Raw genomic sequence first — 23,766 nt, forward strand, 5'->3', positions numbered from 1 at the left:
ATACGAACTCCAACAAACCCGCGAAAACCTCCAAGCGGTGATCGAAGAACTCGAAACCACCAACGAAGAACAACAGGCCACCAACGAAGAACTCATTGCCTCCAACGAGGAGTTGCAAAGTACCAACGAAGAACTCCATTCTGTCAACGAAGAACTCTACACCGTTAACGCCGAATACCAATCGAAAATCGAAGAACTCACGGAACTCAACAACGATATCGATAACCTGTTGCGCAGTACCTCTATTGGGGTGGTATTTCTCGATCGCCACTTAAAAATCCGTAAATTCACCCCGGCCGCAACCGTTGTCATCAACCTCGTAGAAACCGATATCGATCGCCCCTTAGAGCACATCACCCACAATCTCGACTGCCCGAATCTGATCGAACTGATTCGAGAAACCATCGATCGTCAAGAAATTATCGATCGAGAAGTCAAACTCATTAAAGACGATTTTTATCTATTGATGCGCATCAATCCCTACCTACTCGAAGACGGACGCTTAGATGGGGTGGTGATTACATTTATCGATATTGACGACCTCAAAACCATTCAAGCCGAAGCGGAACGCCTGAAAGTCGAGCGAGTTCGCCAAGAGTTGCGCTTGCTCGAAACCATACTCGACACGATTTTAGCCGGATATTGGGATTGGGATATTGCCAAGGAGCAAGAATACCTCTCTCCGGGTTTAAAGCGGATGCTCGGTTACGAAAATCGCGCCGACCCCCATACCCCCAAAAGTTGGCAAGATCGGATCTTCCCCGAAGATTTACCCAAAGTCCTCAACGGTTTCGATCGCCACGTCACCAGCCGCGGTCGAGTTCCCTTCTACAACGAAATTCGCTATTGCCGTCGCGATGGGTCGACGATGTGGGTGATTTGCGCGGGACGGGTCATCGAATGGGACGCAGACGGCAATCCCCGACGGGCGATCGGCTGCCATATTGATATTAGCGCTCGCGTATCCGCCGAGGAGACCTTGCGCAAGCGCGAAATCCATCTCAAAACCGCTCAACGGATTGGCAAACTGGGGAGTTGGGAATTCGAACTGAAATCCGATCGCATCACCTGTTCCGATGAAACCCGTCGCATTTTTGGGTTATTCCCTGCCGCTGACACCCAAACCCACGCTAGCTTCTCGCAATTTTTGCACCCTGACGATCGCCGCAATTACGATCGGGTAGTAGAAATGGCGATCGAAACCACGACCCCCTACGAACTCGAATGTCGCATTCATCGACCCGATGGCGCCTGGGTTTATACCTCCATTCGCGGGGAACCCCTGTGCGATAGTTCCGGCAAAGTCACTCATCTGATCGGAACGGTCCAGGATCTGACCGAACGCAAACTCACCGAACAGCAGTTGCAAGAAGCCAAAGAAGTTGCCGAAGCCGCCAACAGCGCCAAAAGCGAGTTCCTCGCCACCATGAGTCACGAACTGCGCACCCCCCTCAACGTCATTCTCGGCTTCAGCGAAATTCTCGCCGGGGAAACCCAACTCGGTGAGGAACAGCACCAACATCTCAATACGATTCTCCGCAGTGGCGAGCATTTACTCTCCCTGATTAACGATATTCTCGATTTAGCCAAAATCGAAGCGGGTAAAGTCGAACTCATCTTAAACCCCGTCAACCTCCACCAGCTCATTGCCACGGCGATGGAGATGTTGCAAGTCAAAGCCAGTTGCAAAGCCTTAACCTTCACCCTGGAAATGGCTCCCCAAGTGCCGGTTACCATCGAAACCGACGAAGCCAAGCTGCGCCAGATTTTGATTAACTTGCTCGGAAATGCCGTCAAATATACCGAATCCGGCCGCGTCACCCTGCGGGTCTCCATCAGTGAGGAGTGCGAGTCCCTCGAAGGAGAAGGCTCCCCGGCACAGGTTTTACATTTGGAAGTGCAAGATACCGGCTGCGGCATCGACCCCCAGGAATTGGAGCAGATTTTCGATGCCTTCGATCGCGGCACGGCGGGACGGCATTCAGCGGAAGGAACGGGACTGGGACTGTCCATTTGTCGCCATTTTATCGAACTGATGGGGGGGCGCATCCACATTGACAGTACCGTCGGGGTGGGGACGATGGTTCGCTGCCACCTGCCGCTGCAAGCGCTTGAGGACAGTGGCGAGGGTGAAAGACCGTCGATCTCCCGGCGCATACTCGGCGTGGCCCCCGACCAACCCCCCTATCGCATCCTGATTGCCGAAGACCGTTGGGAAAACCGCCACCTGCTGGTGCAAATTTTGCAACGGGTGGGGTTCGAGACCCTGGAAGCGGAACACGGACGAGAGGCGATCGAACTGTGGGAACAACACCATCCTCATTTAATTTTGATGGATATGCGCATGCCGGTGATGGACGGTTACGAAGCGGTGCGGCGCATTCGCAGCAGCGTCGCCGGTCATGCCGTTGCCATTATTGCCCTCACCGCCAGTGCCTTCGATGCCGATAAAAATTTACTCCTCTCCGCCGGCTGCGACGATTTCGCCACCAAACCCGTGCGCCAGCAAAACCTGTTGGAGAAAATCGCCCGCCAACTGGGGGTCCGTTACCTTTACGAAGAGACGATACCCACCGGCGATCGTTCGGAAGCCGAGGTGCGAGCGATCGTTCCGGAGTCCTTTGGGGTAATGCCCCGAGAGTGGGTCGATCGACTCAACTTTTTGGCCGGAACTCTCGAACAGGAACAAGTCAGCCGCGCGATCGCCGAAATCCCTCCCACGCACCGTCAATTCCAACGGCAACTCGAACAACTGGTGGAGGATTGGCACTTCGATACGATCTATTATTTGACCCAAACTTTTCTCGATAACAATACGGAATCGCCATCTTAACCTCAGTTTTGGATAAGACTGTTTCCGGAGAGGGTGGGGAATGGGGAATGGGGAATGGGGGGAATATCAAGTTCGGTTGAATACTTATAGCAGTAAGCCCACGCGCTATCAGCATTCAGCCCTCAGTCAAAACCTTGCTATTTATAGCTTGTAGATTTTGTAGATGTCCTAACACATTTGCGTAGCGCTATATAATTCACCGTAAAGCGAGCAGGGGAAGCTGGCGTTGCAGGCGATCGCGGTTGGAGAGAAAGCTCTTGAAAAAAACACACCCCACACCCCATCCTCACCGGAAACTGTTATCCCGAACTAACGTTAAGCAGATTCTAGACGAGCCAGAACTCTGTTTTTGCAGTTTTGTAACAAGGGATACAGGGAATTATTTTAAACTTCAGTAAGCTTCAACCGAGTGACATAAAATTTTTATAAAGTGACGAAGTTAACGCTTTTTTCTGTTCGCTCAGAAAAATAATTTGGTGTTTACTTTGCTCGATCGACGTCCTCGTTCTAGCAAAAAAATGGTTAACGGCGAAAGTCAAAACATTAGAGATTCGTCACGATCGAAACCCAATTCTCATGGGTATGGCATTGACATTACTCCACTTCTAATCTTAGAGCTAGCAATCATTTGGGAAGAGTCAATCTTAGCTTTAGCTCGATCGACTCTTTGCCAATTTTCTATCGATCGAATCGAATTGGATTTTGGGTGCGATCGTCGAAATTCCACAAGTGAAAACCCAACGAGTTTTGCTGCTGTCACTCGGATGTGGCATCGGTCAAAATTCCAGATGGCGGCAGATTCTTAACCCTCCAATCGCAAAAATCCTTCGGGCTTGCTATTCGCGAAGCGCATAAAATCAATGCATTCTTCTACAAAATCGGCGTGTTCTGTAACAAAATATACGAAACTTGTCGTTTAATCTTCGTAACCTAACCCCTAACATGACTCGTAGGATTCCAAGGAGAATTCGAGACGAGGAGGGTCGATCCAAACAAAAGGGTCAACCCCAAAAAGTATAAGCGTACTTATCGCGTCGCTATTCATATTGACTCAAATAATTTATTTCGAGATAAATTTGAAAACCGCAAACCTTCGGGCGCGCGACTGCGGGATTTTCCCACTCACCGTTATATAAGCAGAGATGACCGAAGATATACTGTTATGACACCAGCGACCCCAGCGCCTCCTCAACAAAATAAACCTAAACTGAATAAATTCGAGCGCTTCAAAGCGGACAAAGATGGCTTGCTCGTCAAATCCGAACTGGAACATTTCGCCCAAATTGGCTGGGAAGCCGTCGATGAAACTGACCTCACCCAGCGCCTGAAATGGTTGGGAATCTTCTTTAGACCCGTCACGCCGGGTAAATTCATGTTGCGCTTGCGGATGCCCAATGGGGTCATCACCAGCGAACAGATGCAAGTGTTAGGCACCATCGTCGGGCGTTACGGTGAAGATGGCAGTGCCGACATTACCACCCGCCAAAACATCCAACTGCGGGGAGTCCGCCTCGAAGATATTCCCGATATTTTCGAGCGTCTCGACAGAGCCGGTTTGACCAGCATCCAGTCGGGAATGGACAACGTGCGCAACATCACCGGTTCGCCAGTGGCGGGTATCGACAAAGCCGAGTTAATCGACACTCGCGACTTAGTGCAACGAACTCAGGATGCGATTACCAACAGCGGTGAAGGCAACCCCGAATTCACGAACCTGCCGCGCAAATTCAACATTGCCATTGCCGGCGGACGGGATAACTCAGTCCACGCAGAAATTAACGATATCGCCTTCGTCCCCGCATATAAAGATGGCGTTCTCGGATTCAACGTCCTCGTGGGTGGTTTCTTCTCCGCCAAGCGTTGCGCGGCCGCCGTACCCATGAATGCCTGGGTCGAACCCGGTCAAATCGTCGTCGACTTGAGTTTGGCCATCCTGCGGGTGTATCGCGATTTCGGCTCGCGCGCCAACCGCCAGAAGTCCCGGATGATGTGGCTCATTGACGAGTGGGGCATGGACAAATTCCGCGCCGCCGTTGAAAAAGAACTCGGTCAAACCCTGCAACCGGCCGCCGAAAAAGACGAAATCGAGTGGGACAAGCGCGACCATATCGGCGTCTTCCCTCAAAAGCAAGACGGTTTGAACTACGTGGGTTTGCACGTTCCTGTCGGTCGGTTGCACGCCGATGAAATGTTCGCTCTTGCTAGGGTTGCCGAGGTTTACGGCAGTGGGGAAATTCGCCTCACCGTCGAACAAAACGCTTTAATTATCAACATCCCCGACGATCGCCTCGATGCATTGCTCCAAGAACCCCTCTTAGAGCAGTTTTCCACCGACCCCGCTCCCCTGGTGCGAGAGTTAGTTTCTTGCACCGGCGCCCAGTTCTGCAAATTTGCCCTGGTGGAAACCAAACAGCGCGCTCTGGGACTGGCTCGAGAATTGGCTGAGGAATTGAACGTTCCCAACAAAGTGCGCATGCACTGGACGGGATGCCCCAATTCCTGCGGTCAGCCCCAAGTCGCCGATATCGGCATGATGGGCACCAAAACCCGCAAGAACGGCAAAACCGTAGAAGCGGTGGATATCTTCATGGGCGGCACCGTCGGTAAAGATGCCAAATTGGGCGAACGGGTGATGAAAGCCGTGCCCTGCGACGAACTCAAATTCACGTTACAGAATTTGCTCGTTGAGAACTTCGGGGCCACCCCCAAAGACGGTATCGTTCTGGGAAATCCCGAAACCACCGCCGAGGAAACATCCACCAACGGCAGTGCCCCAGCAGCCCCGGCAACGGTTTATTTCCGCAAATCCGGTAAAGAAGTTACCTGCACCGAAGACGACCTCATCCTCGATGTGGCCGAAGCCACCGGTATCGAAGCCGATAGCAGCTGTCGCGCGGGAACCTGCGGAACTTGCACTTCAAAACTCGTAGAAGGAGACGTTAAGTACGACGAGACCCCAGCCGCCCTGAGCGATGAAGATCGTAAAGCGGGATACGTTCTCACCTGCAGCGCCCGTCCCGTCGGTCGCGTGGTGGTGGACTTGTAATGCCCGAACATAGCGCCCGAGCGCGCGATCGCCCTCGATCGCCGATGACCGACAGCACAAATACCCCTATCCCAATTCACACAACACAATGATTGCTGACGTTTTTCTCAAATTTAACCAGGGTCGATATCGAATCCTGCATTTGACCTGGTTTGCCTTCTTCCTGTCTTTCGTTATTTGGTTCAACCTGGCCCCTCTAGCCACCTCCGTGAGAGCGGATTTCGGCTTGGAAGTCGGTCAAATTCGGACCATTGCTATTTGTAACGTCGCCCTGACGGTTCCCGCCCGAGTCATTATCGGGATGCTGCTCGATCGCTTCGGGCCTCGGATTACCTACACTCTACTGTTAGGTTACGCCGCCCTTCCCTGTCTGGCGTTTGCTGCGGCCCAGAACTTCACCCAATTGGTGATTGCCCGTCTGGCCCTGAGCATCGTCGGCGCGGGATTCGTGATCGGCATCCGGATGACAGCCGAGTGGTTCCCGCCCAAGGAAATCGGTCTGGCCGAAGGGATTTACGGTGGTTGGGGTAACTTCGGTTCCGCCTTCTCCGCCTTCACCCTGGCCACCGTTGCCGGCTGGTTTGCTTTCGGTGCCCCCGACCCCACCACCGGTGAAGCCCTGCTTAACTGGCGCGCGGCGATCGCCCTAACTGGAGTTATCGCAGCGGTTTACAGCGTTATCTATTACTTCAACGTCCAAGATACGCCTCCTGGCAAAGTCTACCAGCGTCCGGCGAAAGCTAGCGGTATCGAAGTCACCACCAAGGGCGACTTCTGGTTCTTGATGCTGATGAACGTGCCTCTGACGGGAATCCTGATGTTGCTCGCCTGGCGCTTGACGAAAGTCGGCTTCTACGGCATCTCCACCATGTATATCGTCTGGGGTTTCCTTGTCGGTCTGTACCTGTTCCAAGCTTTCGGTTGCTGGCAAGTCAACAAAGATTTAGTGCTCGGCAAAAAACGCTATCCCCCTGAAGAACGTTACAGTTTCTCTCAAGTTGCCATTCTCGAACTCACCTACATCGTTAACTTCGGTTCCGAACTTGCTGTTGTCTCCATGCTGCCGGCCTTCTTTGAAGGAACCTTCGAGTTGGGTAAAGCCCAAGCGGGGATGATTGCCTCTAGCTATGCCTTCATGAACTTGATGTCTCGTCCCGGTGGCGGTCTGATTTCCGATAAACTCGGCAGTCGCAAACTGACCATGGGCGCACTCACCTTCTGCATGGGTATCGGCTATATGCTCATGGGTACCGTGAACGGTGGCTGGTGGTTGCCGGGTGCGGTGCTGCTGACCATGGCTTGCTCCTTCTTCGTCCAAGCCGGTGAAGGTTCGACCTTTGCCATCGTCCCCCTCATCAAGCGTCGGATTACCGGTCAGGTGGCTGGAAACGTGGGCGCTTACGGTAACGTCGGCGCGGTGGCCTACCTCACCATCTTCAGCTTGCTTCCCGGATGGCTTGCTGGTGGCGGCGAAGTCACCCCGGCGGTGATTGCCCAAGCCAACCAGTACTTCTTCTGGATGATGGGTACGGCCGCACTGGTGGTTGCCTTCCTCTGTTTCTTCGTCCTCAAAGAACCCAAAGGCTCGTTTGCCGAGTTCCATGAAGGAGAAGAGGCAACGGAAGCTCAAGCAATGGGTGCGATGGCCAACGAAGCGCTCGAATAATCTCGAATAATTTCGTCCCCTCGGAGGTGCAGATGGATAAAGCTACCGATTCAACAACTCGACACCCTCGATTTGACAGGTACTTTATTTGGATTGCAACTCCCTAAGCTTCAACGGTTAATCGTCAAGATGGTGGAAGGAATTGGGGCCCACGCCCCGGCCCTTCCCCTCTTTTTTAAGAAAACGTTTGGGGACACCCAACTGAGGAAAACGATTCGACGATCGTCCCCGATGCAAGTCAAACTCTGACTGGGGTAAGGTCATCGGAAAAAAGAGCGGGCTGATTGGGGGTTCGAGTTTCAACTCCACACTCAGCAAAAATCTAAAATCTAAAATCTAAAATTTTTTGGGTCATCGAAATCGACTTTTGGAAATCAATCGTAACTTAGACGCGATCGCACTTCTAGGAGGTAAGGGCTATGACACAATCTACCAAGACACTTTGTCCGTATTGTGGTGTGGGTTGTGGTTTGGAGGTCGCTCCCCCCGCCCAACCCGGTAAACCGACGAACCGAGATAAAGAAGGTAACCCCATTTGGAAAGTTAAAGGTGACAGATCTCATCCCTCCAGTCAGGGGATGGTGTGCGTCAAAGGCGGAACCATTGCGGAAGCCCTGGATAAAGATCGCTTGAAATACCCCATGATGCGGGACTCCCTCGACGAACCCTTTCGTCAGGTGAGTTGGGACGAGGCATTCGATCGGATTGTCGATCGCATCCAAGCCGCACGGTTTATGCACGGCCCCAAATCGATTTGCATGTACGGGTCCGGGCAATTTCAAACAGAAGATTACTATACGGCCCAGAAGCTGCTCAAAGGCTGTTTGGGAACCAATAATTTCGATGCGAATTCCCGGCTGTGCATGTCTTCAGCCGTGGCGGGATACATTCAGAGTTTCGGTTCCGACGGACCGCCCTGTTGCTACGACGACCTCGAAGAAACCGATTGCGCCTTTTTGATTGGTACCAATACCGCCGAATGCCACCCGATCGTTTTCAATCGCCTGCGCAAGCACCACAAAAAGAACCGCAACGTGAAGATGATTGTGGTCGATCCCCGCAAAACCCCCACAGCGGATGCAGCCGACCTCCATTTGGCGATTCATCCCGGTACCGATATCGATTTACTCAACGGTATTGCCCACCTGCTGATGCGCTGGGGGAAAATCGATACGCTCTTCATTGAAGAAGCCACGCAAAATTTCCCCGCCTACGCCGAAGTTATCAGTCACTATCCGCCAGAACTCGTCGCCCGCAAGTGCGGCATTCGCCTCGACGACTTGGAAAAAGCCGCCCGCTACTGGGCTGAGTCGAAGCGGGTTCTTTCCTTATGGTCGATGGGGGTGAACCAGTCTTCGGAAGGAACGGCGAAGGTGCGCACCATCATCAATCTCCACCTGATGACCCGCAACATCGGCAAGCCGGGGGCCGGACCGTTTTCTCTCACCGGACAGCCTAATGCCATGGGAGGACGGGAAGCGGGGGGACTCGCTCACATTCTGCCGGGATATCGGGTGGTGCAAAATCCCCAACACCGTCAGGAGGTGGAAGCCCACTGGAAACTCCCCGGCCCGATCGATCCCAATCCCGGTCTGGCGGCTTGGGATATGATTCTGGGGCTGGAAACGGAAGAGGTGAAGGTGTTTTGGGTGGCGGCGACGAATCCGGCGGTGAGTATGCCGGATATCGAACGGACGAAGGCGGCGTTGCGCAAGTCCCCGTTTACGGTGGTGCAGGATGCCTACTACCCGACGGAAACGACGGCCTACGCCCACATGGTGCTGCCTGCGGCCCAGTGGGGGGAAAAGACGGGGATTATGACCAATTCGGAACGAGTGGTCACCTATTGCCAAGCTTTTCGCGATCCCCCTGGCGTTGCTAAAGCGGACTGGGAAATTTTCGCGGAAGTGGGACGGCGATTGGGCTTTGGGGAATATTTCCCCTGGCGCGACTCCGCTGACGTTTATGCCGAATTCGTGGGACTAACGCGCGATCGCCTTTGCGATATGACCGGGTTGAGTCACCAACGACTGGCGGACTTGGGGCCGATTCAATGGCCTTGTCCGGAGGGAATGCCCGAGGAGGAGGTGAAAAACGCTTCGAAGCGGTTGTATACCGACTTCAAGTTTGCGACCCCAGATAAACGGGCTAAATTTGCGGCCTATCACTCGAAGGGATTGGCCGAACCTGCCGATGCAGAGTTTCCGTTCGTCCTCACGACGGGACGGGTTTACGAACATTGGCATACCCAAACCCGCACGGGACGGATCGAGAAAATTACCAAAAAGCACCCCTATCCCTTTATCGAGATTCATCCCCGCGATGCCGAGAAGTTGGACATCAATAACGGTACGTGGATGAAAGTGCGATCGCGCCGGGGAGAGGGGAATTTCCGAACCAAAATCACCAAAGCGATCGCGCCGGGGACGGTCTTCGTTCCCATGCATTGGGGGGCACTGTGGGCCGAAAATTCCGAAGCGAATGCTCTGACTCACCCCGAGGTTTGTCCGATTTCTCTGGAACCGGAGTTGAAGGCTTGCGCCGTGCAACTGCTGCCATTAGCCAGTCCCTTCGCCAGCGAACTCCCGCCGGTGGAAACCCTCGAACCGACTGCCGTTGGATAAGTTGGGTGAGGATGTTACTTCCACAAGTAGGCTTCACCCATAATTTTGGGAATTTCCCCCGATCGTTCGGCGGTGTGGGTCATGGGAATAAATCCTAAGTAAAAGGAGGCAAAAACCGTACTCGCAATTAACAAGATGCTTTCGTAACGATTGTTTTCCGAATTCCCAGAGCGATAATTCATCACGATCTCCCTGTCCAATATTGATGTGTTGGTTTGATGTGTGAGTCAAAAAGCGAGGCCAAAAATAAGCCTCTCTTATCTAAAGTTTCAAAAACACGCTTGCGTGCCTATACATCCATCTTAACCAACCCCTCGAAGTGGGAGGTATATCTTCAGGAATAAATTAACTAACGCTCGAACCCTGCTTGATGCCAGAGGGTGGCTTCTCCTAAAACCGGTGCGATTTCCCCTTGGGGTGGCATCGTGGAAGCGCACATGACGGGAATCAAGCCTACGGCAAAGGAGGTTAAAACCACCGAAACGACGAGTTCGATCGGATTTTCCTCACACTCCCGGCTCGGTTGGGAGGAGTTGGGGTTGCGAAATTTCGGTGTATTCATCTTAAATTTAGATTCCTGTTGTTAAATTCCCAAGCGGTGGCTTTAAGTGCTTCAGCAACCGCAGTTTTTAATGCATACTTCTATCTTATGAGATGTATCAAAATTTACTATTTGTTTTGGAGGTGAAGAAATAATTTTCAGGAAATCTTAACAAATGACGATAAATGCACGTCAAAACAAGCTTCCCCCGTTTAAAGCAGGACAAGCTTAAATAAAAATAAAGAAATATTTAGAATGCGCGATCGCCTCCAAAACGATCGCACCCGGTTCGAGAGCCGCATTCAACATTTGATTGCAGTCTGCTATCAAGCACCAGCAATTTGCCGGAACCGTAGATCTCTTAGAGATCGCCAAGCACGTGAAGGGTTGTGGTGTCCGGATGTTTGCAGTTGGCTGTTAGCACGCTGGTGAGTGCGAGACTCCGCTGTGCGGTTCAACAATCGTGTGGCTTAGGTCTAGCGGACGATCGAGTTGAGTTCCTCAAGGAAAACTCTAAACTTGACTCCGTCGTAGAGCAGCGGAGCAACATTCGCGTTAAGTCAAGGGAATACTAAAATAATGAGAATGCGCCAGACCCGAAATGCGGCTCAAGCAATGGTAGAGCGGTTACCGTCCCAGTTCGCTCCACAGGGTTCCTTCACCGGCAACGGTGGGGGCTTGTGCATTCGATGCCATCAACATCGAACTCCAGACGATGGGAATAAATCCGAGTACGAAGGAGGCGAGCACCACCATCACGATCGATCCCCGACCGAAACTTTCACGAGCAATTCCAGCGTTACCTGCAAGATGTTGGGTTGCCATAACAAAATATATCCCTGTCTTTCTAACGATGACCCGATCGAGCTGGCGAGCGCGCACTTGATACCCCTATCCCGAAGCGATCGCGTTTTCAATCCGTTCATCCCTTACGTTATTGATTCTAGACAATTCTGAGAATTTAGTATCGAATGTAACGGATTAAAGTTGTAAAAAGTAACAAATCGAACAGATATTAGATACATATTTTCAATAAATGTCGCAATCTAACCCTCTCCTTTCTGGGAAATCTGCCCGAGCAACGATCGAGTTTTTCCAATTTGAAGCCGATTTTGTCGAATCTCTGCGCTGCATTCCCATGCAAGTCCGCTTCAAACTCGACACCTGTGGCATTAAACTAAAGTTAACCCAGTGGCATCAGTTCGACGATGGCGAGCGTCAAGTCCTAGTCGAAATGCCCTGCCAGACGGAATCAGAAATTCAAGCTTACCGAGAATTTCTCTGTCGTTTGGTGCGAGAGCGTACTGGAGGTGAAGCCAAAGAACTAACCGTCGAAGCCCACCCAGAATGGACGAGGCGCGATCGCCTTCCCGCAAACCTCCAGGCAAAAGCTCGAACCCTAGGAGTTACCATAGAAATCGAGCAATGGGCGGATTTGACTCCCTTACAGCGCTTCGCGCTGGTCAAACTCAGCCGTCCGAGCCACGAAAACAATAACTTTCTGCCCGCACTTCAAGAGTTTGCCTTAGTATGACCGAGCAGTGCCCTCGACCCTGGAATATCTCTGGCGAGCCATTCGAGCGAGACATTGTGAAACAGCATACAAAACCGTTATCCAAACTCTTCTAGAGTGAGGCATATTGTGAGGAGAATACTATCCATGAATCAATCCCGTTTCACCCGTTTATTCGTTAATCCCATCGTCCTGGCCGCAGCACTACTGCTCGCGCCGACGGGAGCCAACGCCAAAGAAGCCCCAGCCCCCAAACAAGCCACCAACCTGCAAACCAAAGGATTAGCCCAGACGACGGCGATTTCCGAGAAAGCCCTCGAAACTCAGTTCGATGCCGATCCGGTGCAACTATCCCAAGTTCCTTCCGTCGAGGAACTTTCTCGCCCTCAAGCCCCAAGCCAATCTCAAGTCACCTCCGTCTCGCAACTGTCGGACGTGCAACCGACGGACTGGGCCTTCCAAGCTCTGCAATCCCTGGTAGAACGCTACGGCTGTATCGCCGGATATCCCGACGGAACCTTTCGCGGCAGTCGCGCTACCACGCGCTACGAGTTTGCAGCCGGTTTGAACGCCTGTCTCGACCAAATCCTGAATTTAGTCGGCGATGTGGAGGGGGGGGTAACTCCTGAAGATCTCGCCGCCATTCGGAGACTGCAAGAAGAATTCGCCGCCGAGCTGGCAACCCTGCGGGGACGAGTGGATGCTCTCGAAGCCCGCACCGCCGAACTCGAAGCCAACCAATTCTCCACCACCACCAAACTAGTTGGGGAAGTGGCATTTATTCTCGCCGATAGCTTTGGTGGGGATGGCACCGACGGTGGTGACGACGAAAGCCAGACGATTTTTGCCGATCGAGTTCGCTTGCAGTTGGTCTCGAGTTTTACCGGGAAAGATAAACTCTTCACCCGTCTGACGGCCGGTAATATCGGGAACTCTTTCACCGACGAAATCGGCACTTTCGAGGGACGCTTCGCCTTCGACGGTCAGAACGGCAACGATATCACCATCGATCGCCTTCACTACGTCTTCCCCGTGGGCGACAAGCTGAGGGTGACGGCAATGGCTAGCTTGGGGGGACACCACTTCTATGCCCCCACCTTCAACCCCGGTTTAGAAGCCGGCGGTGGTGCCAACGGTGCTCTCTCTCGCTTTGCCGAGCGCAACCCCATTTACCGAATCGGTTTGGGGGGACAGGGTCTCGGTCTCAACTACCAATTCAACGACAAAGTGGGCTTGCAAGCGGGTTACTTGGCTCGCGGCGGCAACAACCCCTCCCAAGGGGCAGGTTTGTTCAACGGTAACTACTCGATTATGGGGCAGTTATCCATCGAACCCACCGATAAAGTCAGCGTGGGCTTGACCTACGTTCACGCTTACGACCCAGCAGCCGGACGGCGGTTTACCTTCGGTGGCACTGGAACGAACCTCGGTCGCCTGAATGCAGCCAGCTTGAACGCCATCGGCGTAGAAGCCACAGAAGTCATCAGCAACTCCTATGGCGCACAAGTCCTGTTCAACATCAGCCCGAAATTCCGCGTCGGCGGTTGGGTCGGCTTCACCGACCTGATTCTCGATGGTTTGGGTGGCGATCCCGAAGTGTGGAACTACGCCATGACGTTGAGCTTCCCGGATTTGGGCGTACCCGGTGCGTTAGGTGCGGTGATTGCTGGGGCAGAACCCTATCTCGGCGGCCTCAACGGCATCGACAACGATGGGTTTGAAAACGATACGCCGTTCCACATCGAAGCTTTATACAAAGTGCCGGTGTCCGATGGCATTTTCATTACCCCTGGGGGGATTTTGCTGCTCAATCCCAACCAAGATTCCGATAACGATAGCATCTTCATCGGTACGCTGCGGACGACGTTTAAGTTCTAAATCGAACGCCTAAAGCCGTGTTAAGGACGCTCTCAATCTTTTGATTTTGCGTTCTTGACGTCAATCTTCAGCCCGGATGTCACTCGTTGCATTCGGGCTGTATCATTTTCTACCGAACTCCTGTCGAGAAACCGCTAAGATTTGGACTTTACCGATCGCCCTCTAAGTTAGACCCACTCTAAATTAAACCAAGGTGCGCCTAGAGCAATTACAAGCATTTCTCGCCGTTGCCGAAACGGGAAGTTTCCAAAAAGCCGCTCGGTTGTGTAACGTCACCCAATCCACCGTCAGTCGCCAGATTCAGTCTTTGGAATCTCAAGTGGGTTTACCCCTGTTCCATCGCACCGCCCAAGCGAAACTCACGATTGCTGGCGATCGCTTTTTTCCCCATGCCAGTAAAATCTGTCGGGAGTGGAAAAGTGCCATTCGCGAACTCTCGGATTTGCTCGATGGCAAACAATCGGAACTGTGTGTAGCGGCGATTCACTCCGTCTGCGCCCACTATTTACCCCCTGTTTTGCAAAGCTTCTGTCAGGGGTATCCGGAAGTACAGTTGCGCGTCACCTCCCTGGGAAGCGATCGCGCCCTCAAAGTCTTGCGAGATGGCTTGGTGGATATTGCGATCGTCATGAATAACCCCTTGCTTACCTCCAGTCCGGAAATGGTGATGGAAGTCCTCTATGAAGAGGCGATCGAAGTGCTCATGGCGGCCGAACATCCCTTGGCAGAATATGAATTCGTGCCGTGGACGGAGTTAACCCATTACGATCACGTTGTCTTCAAGGATGGTTACGGGATGCAGCGTCTGGTTCAGGACGTGTTTTCCAAGCAGGGAAAAGCCCTCAATGCAGTGTTGGAACTCAATACTCTCGATGCCTTTCGGGGCGTCGTACGTCAGGGACAACTGATCTCGATTTTGCCCCATTCCGCCCTGCTCGAAGCCTTCAACGATCCGACGTTAGCCGTGCGCCCGATCGCCGCCGATACCGCTATTGCCCCCGCCCTCACCCGTCAGGTGGTTTTAGCGACAACGGACGATCGCCTGCAAATTCCGCCGATTCAACGATTTTACAAGCTCGTTCTCGAATATATCAATGATGAAGTCATAAGTGATAAGTCTTAACCCAAACTGACCTTAAGGCATTTCACCCGAACACTCAATTTCATCTTGAGTAGAGACTTCTATTTCTCGATCGAGTTCTTCCTCGGCATGTACGACAAAAGGCAAACCCGCCCCGGTTAATCCCCGTTTGAGGTGTTCGGGAGTTTGCTCGAACAAGACGAACAAGGGAAAGATGCGATCGACCCCTTCGCAATACATATGACGATGCTGGTAAGGCATCACCCATTCGTAGCCTTTGTCGAGCAACACTTGAGTTTGTCGCCAACGCAGAAATAAATCGGAAAAATCTTCTTGGGGACGATGGACGAAGACAAAAATTTCAATTCCGGTTTTAATTTTCCAGTCGGGATCGCACATCACAATCCCAAATTCGCAGGAAAGACACAGGGTTTCTCCCGCAGCGATATCGATGCCATTGAGACCTTTTTGGGAAATACCTTCGCGCAACCGCACCAGAGGAAAGGGAATAATAATCAAACTTTCATCTAAACGGCGCAGGCTGGGGACTTTTTCCATGTAGGGCCGGTACTCTTTGAGCGTCGCCAGCATAGAGGCGGGATTGCCATGTTCTGCCAGCCAGGATTCGTAATGGTGTTTTTGAACGGACATCGATAAAATTGCTCGAATCTTTCTTTATAAATCTGCTCGTTCTACTATTCTAGACAGGGAAGTTTTAACCCGACGACAGCGATAGAGTTGGTAGGGAATCCCCAAACGATAGTATCGATCGAGATCGCGATCGCACTGACCTCCTGAAGCAGCGATCGCCAATTGAGATGGATACTCTGCCTGCCGCAACCCCGGTCCGACAACCCAGAGGTTAAAAGGGGGTTCCGGTAGCGGTTGTAGCCCGGAGAGATTTTGCCAGAGGGTTTCGTATCCAGTAGATCGATTTAAAAAGGCGAATTCGATTTTGGGTTGTCGTGATGAAGGAGAATGTGCAGTTCCGGGTTCTTCTATGGGATATCGTTTCTCCAATTCCATGGCAAAACTCAAACCTAATGCCGCTTCTTGCAAGTTTTCGTATCCCACCACCATCACCAGGGGTACAGTGCGATCGAATGTCATTTGTTCGGCAATGCGATCGGGATAATAGGGTTTGTGGAATACCCAGTTATTGATGGTGAGGAGGGAACTGAGAAATCCGACGGCGAGGGCAATGGATAATGGCGATTTCAAGACGGATGTGACCGATTTAAAGGAAGCATTTTGCGACAGGGCGATCGGTCTCGAAATGCGATCGAGACATGCCCCCAGTAGAGCGCAAATACCGGGATAGTAGATAAAGTGATAGCGGGGGGCGGCGGTGATATCTTTATCGAGAACGTAGACGATCGCCAAAATTTCTAGTAAAACCCAGACCGTAAACGCGGTGAAAATAAAGGTCGGAAGGAGGACGGGAGATCGCCACAATAAACCCATTCCCCGCCAAACTCGTCGTCCCAACCAAATAATAAACCCCACCATTAATAACCCCGACGTAATCGCAATCCAAAGCGGTTGTCCTTCCACCGGTAGAGCAACAACCATCACCAACCACCCCGCCAAGGTTTGATAAATCGGGGCAAACCCATCCGTCCAACTCGGTTCAAACGGCTTAAACCAATCCGTTTCCGATCGCCCTAAATGACCCATTAGCTTCGGCAACCAGGGCACGAAAAGAAGGATGGGGAGGAGGGTGTAGACAGGGAGACGCGGGGACGCGGGGACGCGGAGATGGGGGAGCTTCGGGGGCTTCGGGGGCTTCGGGGGCAGAGGAGGTTAAATTTTCCCCAGTGCTTCCCTTTGTGTTGGTGTAGCTTTCACTGTGTACAGATTCCGAATTCCGAATTCTGATGCGCCAAATTGCAAAACTCAATAACGTACCCAACTGGGCGACGAAAGCGAGGAGAAAGAAGTAGTGAACGTACAATCCCAAACTGTTCGCCACCACCCAACCCATCCAAACCCGCCAACCGACTGGCTGCCGGTTTTCCCAAGCTTGGAGAATTTGCACCAATCCGATGAGGGCGAGGGTAATCAGTAGCAACGGGAGGGTGTAGTGGCGCGATTCCTGGGAAAGGTAGACGCAAAAGGGGGAAACCGCCATCAAGCCCGCAGCCGCGAGTCCCGCTGCGGGAGAAAAGGCGAGGCGATTGAGGACGTACATCGCAACAATTGCCCCAATACCAAATAAAGCCGGTAGCGATCGCAACTGCCACGCGAGGGAATGGGAAAATCCCGATATCCGCCCCAACCATCCATGCATCAGGCAGAAAAAGAGGGGGGGATGAGTCGATTCGACGGCGACGGTACGGGCAATTTGGGGGCAGGAGAGAGAGGGATTAAAGGTGAAGAGGGATGCGAGATCGGGTGAGGTGAAAATGCGATCGAGGGGAATATCGCTGGTTTGCCGGCCGAGTGCGAATAAGGCAGTGATGATTTCATCCAACCACAGGGGTTTGAAAGCGAGATTGCCGAACCGCAGGGCAATTCCCACAATGATGACGAGTGCTAATCCTAGATAGTGATATCGCTTCGGGGCGATCGACTTTACATCTGCTTGCTTCATATCCAATCTAGAGAATCGATCGTCATTCCACTTCCCACACTAAATTTTTCCCCGGTGTCCTTCACCGCGTCCGGAGCGTCTCCCCCTCACCGCGTCTCTCCTCCTCCCTCCCACAATACCCGCGCATCTTGCCAAGCCTGCACCAAATTCCCCTGCATCAGTGCCGCCGCACCCCGCAACAGCTTAAATTCCGGTAAATCCGGCGCGATCGCAATTGCCGAATCGATCGCCTCTCTGGCCGCACCGGGACGGAAATCATAGAGATTGACGAAAGCAAGGTAGGCGTAGGCGTAGGAATTGTCGCGATCGAGGTCGACAACGCGCTCGAATGCACCAATCGCTTTATCAACCCGTTTCTGCAACACCCGGGCCAATCCCGCGCTATACGCCCACTCTCGCTGTTGGGGATTCTCCGGTTCGTGCTGCAAGCGATATTCTAGGGCGATCGCTCCTTGTTCCAAATAGGCTTGAATCGGATCGTACTGGTTGATGCGTCCGACTTCGGCAAACACCGGATCGAGTGCTGGTATGCCTTGCGGTAGCATCTGTCCCATCAGGCGCAGTTGCGTCACCCAGTCCAATTCCGGCGCGGGAATGGCTTGTGCGGTGAGGTCGATTTTCACGATAGTTTGGGGAGATGCGATCGCATAGGTTTCGCCAGTCTCTGGATTTAGATAGGTTGCTTCTAGGGTGTAGGTTCCCGGCAAAATCCCTTGGGGGAGAAGCATTGCCGTGGCTTCTGTGACGGTGAAAAGGCTGTGACGAGCGCTCGGTGGGATGGTTTGAGAGCTGGGATTCTGAATAATCGCCCGATCGTGCAACCATTGAGTCTTGGGCAACGTCTCGGGGGTACGAGGGAGATTCGGATCGGTATTCTTCCAGGTCAGCAATACAATGCCCGATCGCAGCGCCTCCCACGATCCGGACCAATGATAAGTTACCGGAACGGGTGACCCCAGCGGTACGCGACTGGGAACCTCCACCCGATCGAGTCGAACTTCTTTGCCGGCGCGAAACCCGGTTTTCATCACCTGAATCGGCGGCGTTCGGCGATGCCACAGATTCAACTGCGTGTCATCCTGCAGCGTCCACCGGCGATGCAACTCGAAGTTGGGACTCTGTTCGATGGCTTGTACCATTTCCGGGTAGGATGCGGGAACCGAACCCGGATCGCCGGTTTTGGAGAGGAACCACGAGAGCGATCGCGCGTCTGGCAAGACCTGGGACGATCGCACCCCCACCTGACGACCGTATACCTGAAAATCCGCTAGGGTACCGTAATAGTTAAAATTGTGCTGATTAATTTGGGGGGTTGAAGGCAGGACGCCCAAAGTCGATCGCACATAGGGTTCCGTGCGGGCGATTTCCTCAATAACTTGGCGGTGCGGCCACTCGTCACCCATGTAAACTGGGTGGGGCGTCCGAGCTAAACTTTGCAACGGCAAAAACGGAAATAAATTAATCGCCCCCAGCAGTGCGGCGATCGCCACCGTTGCCCATCGCAACCGCCGTTGCACCCCACACAAGCCATAGGCTAAAACCAGCGCCGTGACTGGCAGTGCCGGGATAAAATACCGCAAATCCTTATTGACATTCACCGAACACAAAAGATACGCCCCAATCCAGAAAATTGCCAACCATTGAAAGGCATTTTCCCGGTGCGGCAATCGATTCTTCTTCCCCCGCCAAAAAGCCATCCCAGACAGCACCAATCCCGCCAGCGACACCCACAATACCGGCGAAGAAACTAAGTCCGGTAGCCGCTCGAGATAGTACGTCCAAGCATCGAGACTCTTCAGGGACGGATCGCCTTCTGCGATCGCCGAATCCACTGTCGCGCGCTTGCTAGAGGTGAGTACGAGCAGCCAATTGGTGCGATACCATCCCCCCCAAATCGGCACGGAGACTAGACCGGCACAAGCGAGCTTGCATAACCGTCCCCAACGTTTTTGCCACAGTGTCTCCCCGATCGTCCACAACAGAGGCACAAATAGAAACAATACTGACGTTTGCTTCACCATCATCGCCAGTCCCAGGGAGATTCCCAAGGCGATCGTCCATCCCCAGGTTTGGGCTTCGGGAGAAAATGAAAAATGAAAAATGAAAAATGCAAAATTCTCTCGTTTCCTCCTTCTTCGCGTTTTTGCGTCTTCCTCAACTTCCATTTCCTCCGTTTCCAAATTCTGCGCTTCCCATTCAGAATTCTCAATCAAGAGAGGGAGATGTGGGGATGGGGGGATAGGGATAGGGAGAGGGGGAGAGGGGGAGATAGGGAGATGGAGGGATAGAGGGATGGAGAGATAACTGTGTCGCCACATCGTCAGGCACCAAAATGCTAGAGTGACGATCGCCGCGAGGGGATAATCGAGCAAGAAATCCAGACGCACGCGATACAATCCCGGCAACAGCACGCAGAGTCCGGCCGCCCAAAGTCCCACTCGCCGATCGAATAAATGGGTTCCCAAGGCGCATACCGAACTGAGTAATACCGCACTAAAGAGCAAATTTACCAGGGTTGCACTATCGACTCCCGTGCCGAATCCGTTGAGAAAGGGGGTCGTGGAAATATAGGTGAGGGGGGGAATTTTGGAGGAAAGCAGCCACAGTTGCGTCCACCACTGACCCGAGAACCAGTGGGGATGTTGCAAGGCTTGCCAGTAATTCATCGAACCGGTGAGGTAATCGGCATCGTCCCAAGTGGGAACGGCACGATCGAGAGCAAACCAAAGGCGATCGATGGCGACCCCCAAAAGCCAAATGCCGAACAAGATTCGGTAATGTTGGAGGCGATCGATCCGATTTGGCGTTGGTGGTACTGGAGATGGATGCACGGGAAACACGCCCTCGCTATACTAGAGCAGAACGAATGGGGCAAGGGAGCCATCCTTTTGTATTGTTCGATTTATTTCGATTTATATGGTTCGATCGGCGCGATCGTAGGAGTTTAATGAACGACATTTTGACTGTTGGATTTCGTCTAGCTTGTTTGGTTCCCGCCACCGCAATGGCGATCGTTCTGAGCGCGCACCGAACTCAGGCTCAGGATATTTATAACCCGATTATGTTACCCCCGAGCGGGGAAATTTCCGATACCCTCACTGAAGATGACATCCCCACCGGACAAGGGGGATTTGCACGAGACTATCTGGTGGATTTACAAGATGGCGATCAGATTACCATTGATGTCACCTCCGAAAGCTTCGATACGATCGTCTCTCTGATGACCCCCGATGGCTTAATCGTCTCGGAAAACGACGATGGCCCCGACGGCAGTACCAATTCTCTTCTGTTTACCCGCATCAATAGTGGAGGAACCTATACCGTTCGAGTACGCGCGTTCGGCGAAACTGGCTACGGTCCGTTCGATCTCAAAGTGACTCGACTGCGTCCGGTGGCTTTCCAATAGTCTCGAAAATGTAGTCTCGAAAATGGGTGATGGAAATGTGGGGAGCGTCAAATATAGCTATAGCCATAACTGTTAGGACATTGGTGAAGGTGAGCTCGAGGAGAAAGATACTCGTGTAAATTCAGACTGTCCTACACAGTTATGGCTACAGCTATACATGGGGCATCGGAAGTTGTGGGAGCAAGTTTCTAACATCTGCCATCGAATCTCTGAATGGCTTCCTTTGACTCTGCTAACCGAACCTCTCCATGTGTCCGTTCCCCCTCGATCGCCCAATCTTACCCAATTTTAAATTTAGGGTTGTAAAGTGTCGCGAGGTTTGTTAAGCTAGTGAAGCGCTAAAGCAAAACGCCGGGATAGCTCAGTCGGTAGAGCAGTGGACTGAAAATCCGCGTGTCCCCGGTTCAAGTCCGGGTCCTGGCATATTTATCATGCAAACTAAACCCCTTACTCTTCAAGTAGAGCAAGGGGTTTACGGTTTTTGAAAAATTTTTACACTATCTAATGGCGTCAAACCTTATCAAACCCTATCAACTTTTTTAGGTCGCATTTCAGTCTACGGATGGTGGCATGGGTCGATCGGGTCGTTGCATCAACAAGTCGTAAGCTCGCTGATGAGTCTCCTCGCCAATCCATGCAAGATATTGGTCGGTATGCACCTGAGTGGAATGACCCATTTGCTGAGCGGCCAGCGTTACGTCTAACCCAAACTCCAATACTCGACGTGCCCAGCAGTGCCTTAGCTCGTAAGCGACGAGCGGAGCATCGGATCGCCGAAAGCATTGAGTTACCCGATGCCCCAAGTCGGAGTTAGTCCGCCCTGAGACTTGAGGAACATCAAACTGCGACAGGTTCCATTCTTCCACCCATTCGGGATAACACGCCCAGACTTTTCGTTTACCGGTTTTGCCTCCAGTAAGTGTCAAAATGTGCCCTTCAATCGATTCACAATAAAATATTTCATGCCCCCGCAGTCCAAATGTGGCAAGCATCCCATATGCCCATCGCCAAGAAGGGTTAGTAAATCGATCGCGCCACCGAGCAATTTCGGCATCGCTGGGCAAGTCGCGAGGCTCAACTTGGCTGGGAGAGTAGGAGCCTTGGTAGCGCTTCGCGTCAAAATCGATTTGAGCAAATCGTGCTAATGCGCCTAACGCCATGCACGCCCGCTTTCTCGACTTGGTGTCGGGCGTGGTGGCTAAAACCACCGACTTCAAAATTCCAGCACCGATCGGCTGAGTTGGGGGGAGGCGATTGAAAACCGAGCGGTAATCCTTCTTCCAAGTCGTTTCTGATGCGGGTGTCCTCGATCTGCGATCGAAATAATCAGCCTCAAATTTCTCGACCCAATCACCGATGGTCGAAGAACGCACCTTAATATATGGCTCCCAGGAAAAATCACCACGAGCGATCGCACCGCCCACTTTTTTCGCTTCGGCTTCAGCTACTCGAAGACCCTCGGGGTTGGCGCGCACGCCCAGATAAATTCGCTGCTGAAATGGTAGAGACTTTGCACTTTCAGGTTTGGGGGGAAGAGTGGCTCGCAAAACGAGCCGTTCCCCCGACTGTTCAATACTCACTCCGATTTTTCCAGCCTTGAGTCGGGTATTAGCTTTTTCGAATAGAGTTTCAAATTTCATCAATTTCGACCAGAGCATCTTTTGGGTCAGTATCGGTCAACTCAAGAAATGCAGCACGAGCCATGCACCACATGGCTCGCTCTTGGGGATGAGTGGCTTTGTCAAACCGATATTTGTCACGCACAACATAGCCAGAAAGACGGTAAAACTCTCTGGCCAGTCGGTTTGCCTGCTCTACTATTTGTTCCGGCGTCTTCATTTTTCTTGAATAATTTTAGGTTCTAAGTCTAAAAGCTGGCTGGCTTTTGCACCACGATCTTTTAAGCGCTGCCATGTCCCTAACGGATAATTGTTGTTTGTTAAGTCAGGCAACCATTCGTCTAAAACTTTAATAGTTAGGCGAAATTCTCTAGCCAGCCGACCTAAATCTCTAGGAGTAAACTTTCCGGATTTTTCAACAACCTCAAAAAATCGCTGAGCAACTTGTGGTCCAATATCGGCGAATAGTCGCTTGTATTCTTCAACAAAGCTTTGCCCTCTAAGTCCATAAAGGCGATTGTTTTCAGGAGAATATACGCTCATAAGTCAATTAATTTTTTCGTTTACTTCTTTGATCGCTTTTCTAAGCTCGTTTTGTGCCCTCAGATCGCGAACGCCGTAGACCGCAGTTAGCCAAATCGCTCGGACGATTTGATGTGTTGATTCTGGAGAAACTCCACATTCCTCCAAATATTTCCAAAGAAGCTCGTAGGGTTTTGCTTTTTCGGTTCGAGACATTTTTCAAGCTTTCAGCTCAGGAGAAATTCCAAACTGAGCAAAAACTTTATCTTTGTGCCATCGGTAAGTAGGTCGAACCGCATCTCGCGCGCCAATGCTCAAATAATGAGTATTTTGCTTTAAAGAACCGTCTTTTTTACGGCGATGGAGAGTTTGAACAGAAACCCCAAGATGCCTCGCCATTTCGGCAGTAGTAATCCAATTTTTGCGTAAACGTTTCATGTATTT

The 23,766-nt window shown here is 52.1% G+C and carries 20 protein-coding genes and 1 tRNA gene; 9 read left to right on the forward strand and 12 right to left on the reverse strand.

Features of this window, described 5'->3' with window-relative positions; all coding sequences use genetic code 11:
- The 4 genes from AC2215_RS01345 to AC2215_RS01360 form a co-directional block, all read left to right on the forward strand.
- Nucleotides 1–2,833: PAS domain-containing protein (locus tag AC2215_RS01345; protein ID WP_486808151.1), on the forward strand; the 2,833-nt coding region annotated here is incomplete at its 5' end.
- A 1,162-nt stretch (nt 2,834–3,995) separates the two neighbouring features.
- Complete coding sequence (locus tag AC2215_RS01350; protein WP_486808152.1) at nt 3,996–5,879, forward strand: ferredoxin--nitrite reductase; 1,884 nt, start codon at nt 3,996–3,998, stop codon at nt 5,877–5,879.
- 88 nt (nt 5,880–5,967) lie between these two features.
- Nucleotides 5,968–7,545, forward strand: a complete 1,578-nt coding sequence (locus AC2215_RS01355) for an MFS transporter (RefSeq protein ID WP_486808153.1) — start codon at nt 5,968–5,970, stop codon at nt 7,543–7,545.
- A gap of 419 nt (nt 7,546–7,964) precedes the next feature.
- On the forward strand, nt 7,965–10,169 hold the full coding sequence (locus AC2215_RS01360) for a molybdopterin oxidoreductase family protein (RefSeq protein ID WP_486808154.1): 2,205 nt from the start codon (nt 7,965–7,967) through the stop codon (nt 10,167–10,169).
- 14 nt (nt 10,170–10,183) lie between these two features.
- On the opposite strand, the gene AC2215_RS01365 is transcribed toward AC2215_RS01360, so the two are convergent.
- The 3 genes from AC2215_RS01365 to AC2215_RS01375 form a co-directional block, all read right to left on the reverse strand.
- Nucleotides 10,184–10,351 (reverse strand): hypothetical protein, encoded by a 168-nt coding sequence (locus tag AC2215_RS01365; RefSeq protein ID WP_486808155.1) that lies wholly within the window; start codon nt 10,349–10,351, stop codon nt 10,184–10,186.
- A 167-nt stretch (nt 10,352–10,518) separates the two neighbouring features.
- Entirely contained in the window at nt 10,519–10,731 is a 213-nt protein-coding gene (locus tag AC2215_RS01370; RefSeq protein ID WP_486808156.1) for a hypothetical protein, read from the reverse strand.
- A gap of 606 nt (nt 10,732–11,337) precedes the next feature.
- On the reverse strand, nt 11,338–11,535 hold the full coding sequence (locus AC2215_RS01375; protein WP_486808157.1) for a hypothetical protein: 198 nt from the start codon (nt 11,533–11,535) through the stop codon (nt 11,338–11,340).
- A gap of 211 nt (nt 11,536–11,746) precedes the next feature.
- Between AC2215_RS01375 and AC2215_RS01380 the strand changes: the two genes are divergently transcribed.
- From AC2215_RS01380 to AC2215_RS01390, 3 genes are all read left to right on the forward strand, one after another.
- Entirely contained in the window at nt 11,747–12,244 is a 498-nt protein-coding gene (locus AC2215_RS01380) for a nitrate reductase associated protein (protein WP_486808158.1), read from the forward strand.
- 126 nt (nt 12,245–12,370) lie between these two features.
- Nucleotides 12,371–14,101: an iron uptake porin gene (locus AC2215_RS01385; RefSeq protein ID WP_486808159.1), complete on the forward strand. Its 1,731-nt coding sequence runs from the start codon at nt 12,371–12,373 to the stop codon at nt 14,099–14,101.
- A 193-nt stretch (nt 14,102–14,294) separates the two neighbouring features.
- Nucleotides 14,295–15,224 carry a LysR family transcriptional regulator gene (locus tag AC2215_RS01390; protein WP_486808160.1) on the forward strand — a complete coding sequence of 310 codons (930 nt, stop codon included), beginning with the start codon at nt 14,295–14,297 and terminating at the stop codon, nt 15,222–15,224.
- Nucleotides 15,225–15,236: 12 nt separating this feature from the next.
- Here the strand turns inward: AC2215_RS01390 and AC2215_RS01395 are convergent, their stop codons facing one another.
- The 4 genes from AC2215_RS01395 to AC2215_RS01410 all read right to left on the reverse strand — a co-directional run bounded on the left by AC2215_RS01395 (nt 15,237) and on the right by AC2215_RS01410 (nt 20,606).
- The gene (locus tag AC2215_RS01395; RefSeq protein ID WP_486808161.1) at nt 15,237–15,833 is read right to left on the reverse strand and encodes a hypothetical protein; all 597 of its coding nucleotides are present in this window, start codon (nt 15,831–15,833) and stop codon (nt 15,237–15,239) included.
- Between the two features lie 24 nt (nt 15,834–15,857).
- Nucleotides 15,858–16,871, reverse strand: a complete 1,014-nt coding sequence (locus tag AC2215_RS01400) for a hypothetical protein (protein ID WP_486808162.1) — start codon at nt 16,869–16,871, stop codon at nt 15,858–15,860.
- Complete coding sequence (locus AC2215_RS01405) at nt 16,822–17,775, reverse strand: glycosyltransferase family 39 protein (RefSeq protein WP_486808163.1); 954 nt, start codon at nt 17,773–17,775, stop codon at nt 16,822–16,824. Before AC2215_RS01405 ends, AC2215_RS01400 begins: the two co-directional genes overlap by 50 nt.
- Nucleotides 17,776–17,861: 86 nt before the next feature.
- Complete coding sequence (locus AC2215_RS01410) at nt 17,862–20,606, reverse strand: phospholipid carrier-dependent glycosyltransferase (RefSeq protein WP_486808164.1); 2,745 nt, start codon at nt 20,604–20,606, stop codon at nt 17,862–17,864.
- Nucleotides 20,607–20,722: 116 nt separating this feature from the next.
- On the opposite strand from AC2215_RS01410, the gene AC2215_RS01415 reads away from it, so the two are divergent.
- Entirely contained in the window at nt 20,723–21,181 is a 459-nt protein-coding gene (locus AC2215_RS01415) for a PPC domain-containing protein (RefSeq protein WP_486808165.1), read from the forward strand.
- A gap of 350 nt (nt 21,182–21,531) precedes the next feature.
- Nucleotides 21,532–21,604: transfer RNA gene (locus tag AC2215_RS01420), tRNA-Phe, on the forward strand.
- Nucleotides 21,605–21,732: 128 nt separating this feature from the next.
- Here AC2215_RS01420 and AC2215_RS01425 read toward each other — a convergent pair.
- From AC2215_RS01425 to AC2215_RS01445, 5 genes are read right to left on the reverse strand one after another with little or no spacing between them, the layout of a single operon-like run.
- On the reverse strand, nt 21,733–22,761 hold the full coding sequence (locus AC2215_RS01425; protein WP_486808166.1) for a site-specific integrase: 1,029 nt from the start codon (nt 22,759–22,761) through the stop codon (nt 21,733–21,735).
- A 49-nt stretch (nt 22,762–22,810) separates the two neighbouring features.
- Nucleotides 22,811–23,020 (reverse strand): hypothetical protein, encoded by a 210-nt coding sequence (locus tag AC2215_RS01430; RefSeq protein WP_486808167.1) that lies wholly within the window; start codon nt 23,018–23,020, stop codon nt 22,811–22,813.
- Nucleotides 23,017–23,343, reverse strand: coding sequence for a hypothetical protein (locus AC2215_RS01435; protein WP_486808168.1), 327 nt, complete (start codon nt 23,341–23,343; stop codon nt 23,017–23,019). The genes AC2215_RS01430 and AC2215_RS01435 overlap by 4 nt, the downstream gene beginning before the upstream one ends.
- Nucleotides 23,344–23,346: 3 nt before the next feature.
- Nucleotides 23,347–23,538 carry a hypothetical protein gene (locus tag AC2215_RS01440; RefSeq protein WP_486808169.1) on the reverse strand — a complete coding sequence of 64 codons (192 nt, stop codon included), beginning with the start codon at nt 23,536–23,538 and terminating at the stop codon, nt 23,347–23,349.
- Nucleotides 23,539–23,541: 3 nt separating this feature from the next.
- Nucleotides 23,542–23,760, reverse strand: coding sequence for a helix-turn-helix transcriptional regulator (locus tag AC2215_RS01445; RefSeq protein ID WP_486808170.1), 219 nt, complete (start codon nt 23,758–23,760; stop codon nt 23,542–23,544).
- Nucleotides 23,761–23,766: the final 6 nt, after the last annotated feature.

The sequence above is a fragment of the Zarconia sp. genome (assembly GCF_057467645.1).

Bases quoted from the DNA above. Each gene is read 5' to 3' on its own strand.
- AC2215_RS01355 (WP_486808153.1), top strand. From the start codon at position 5,968: ATGATTGCTGACGTTTTTCTCAAATTTAACCAGGGTCGATATCGAATC.
- AC2215_RS01430 (WP_486808167.1), bottom strand. From the start codon at position 23,020: ATGAAGACGCCGGAACAAATAGTAGAGCAGGCAAACCGACTGGCCAGA.
- AC2215_RS01395 (WP_486808161.1), bottom strand. From the start codon at position 15,833: ATGTCCGTTCAAAAACACCATTACGAATCCTGGCTGGCAGAACATGGC.
- AC2215_RS01375 (WP_486808157.1), bottom strand. From the start codon at position 11,535: ATGGCAACCCAACATCTTGCAGGTAACGCTGGAATTGCTCGTGAAAGT.
- AC2215_RS01405 (WP_486808163.1), bottom strand. From the start codon at position 17,775: ATGAAGCAAGCAGATGTAAAGTCGATCGCCCCGAAGCGATATCACTAT.
- AC2215_RS01445 (WP_486808170.1), bottom strand. From the start codon at position 23,760: ATGAAACGTTTACGCAAAAATTGGATTACTACTGCCGAAATGGCGAGG.
- AC2215_RS01415 (WP_486808165.1), top strand. From the start codon at position 20,723: ATGAACGACATTTTGACTGTTGGATTTCGTCTAGCTTGTTTGGTTCCC.
- AC2215_RS01365 (WP_486808155.1), bottom strand. From the start codon at position 10,351: ATGAATTATCGCTCTGGGAATTCGGAAAACAATCGTTACGAAAGCATC.
- AC2215_RS01385 (WP_486808159.1), top strand. From the start codon at position 12,371: ATGAATCAATCCCGTTTCACCCGTTTATTCGTTAATCCCATCGTCCTG.
- AC2215_RS01350 (WP_486808152.1), top strand. From the start codon at position 3,996: ATGACACCAGCGACCCCAGCGCCTCCTCAACAAAATAAACCTAAACTG.
- AC2215_RS01370 (WP_486808156.1), bottom strand. From the start codon at position 10,731: ATGAATACACCGAAATTTCGCAACCCCAACTCCTCCCAACCGAGCCGG.
- AC2215_RS01440 (WP_486808169.1), bottom strand. From the start codon at position 23,538: ATGTCTCGAACCGAAAAAGCAAAACCCTACGAGCTTCTTTGGAAATAT.
- AC2215_RS01360 (WP_486808154.1), top strand. From the start codon at position 7,965: ATGACACAATCTACCAAGACACTTTGTCCGTATTGTGGTGTGGGTTGT.
- AC2215_RS01435 (WP_486808168.1), bottom strand. From the start codon at position 23,343: ATGAGCGTATATTCTCCTGAAAACAATCGCCTTTATGGACTTAGAGGG.
- AC2215_RS01380 (WP_486808158.1), top strand. From the start codon at position 11,747: ATGTCGCAATCTAACCCTCTCCTTTCTGGGAAATCTGCCCGAGCAACG.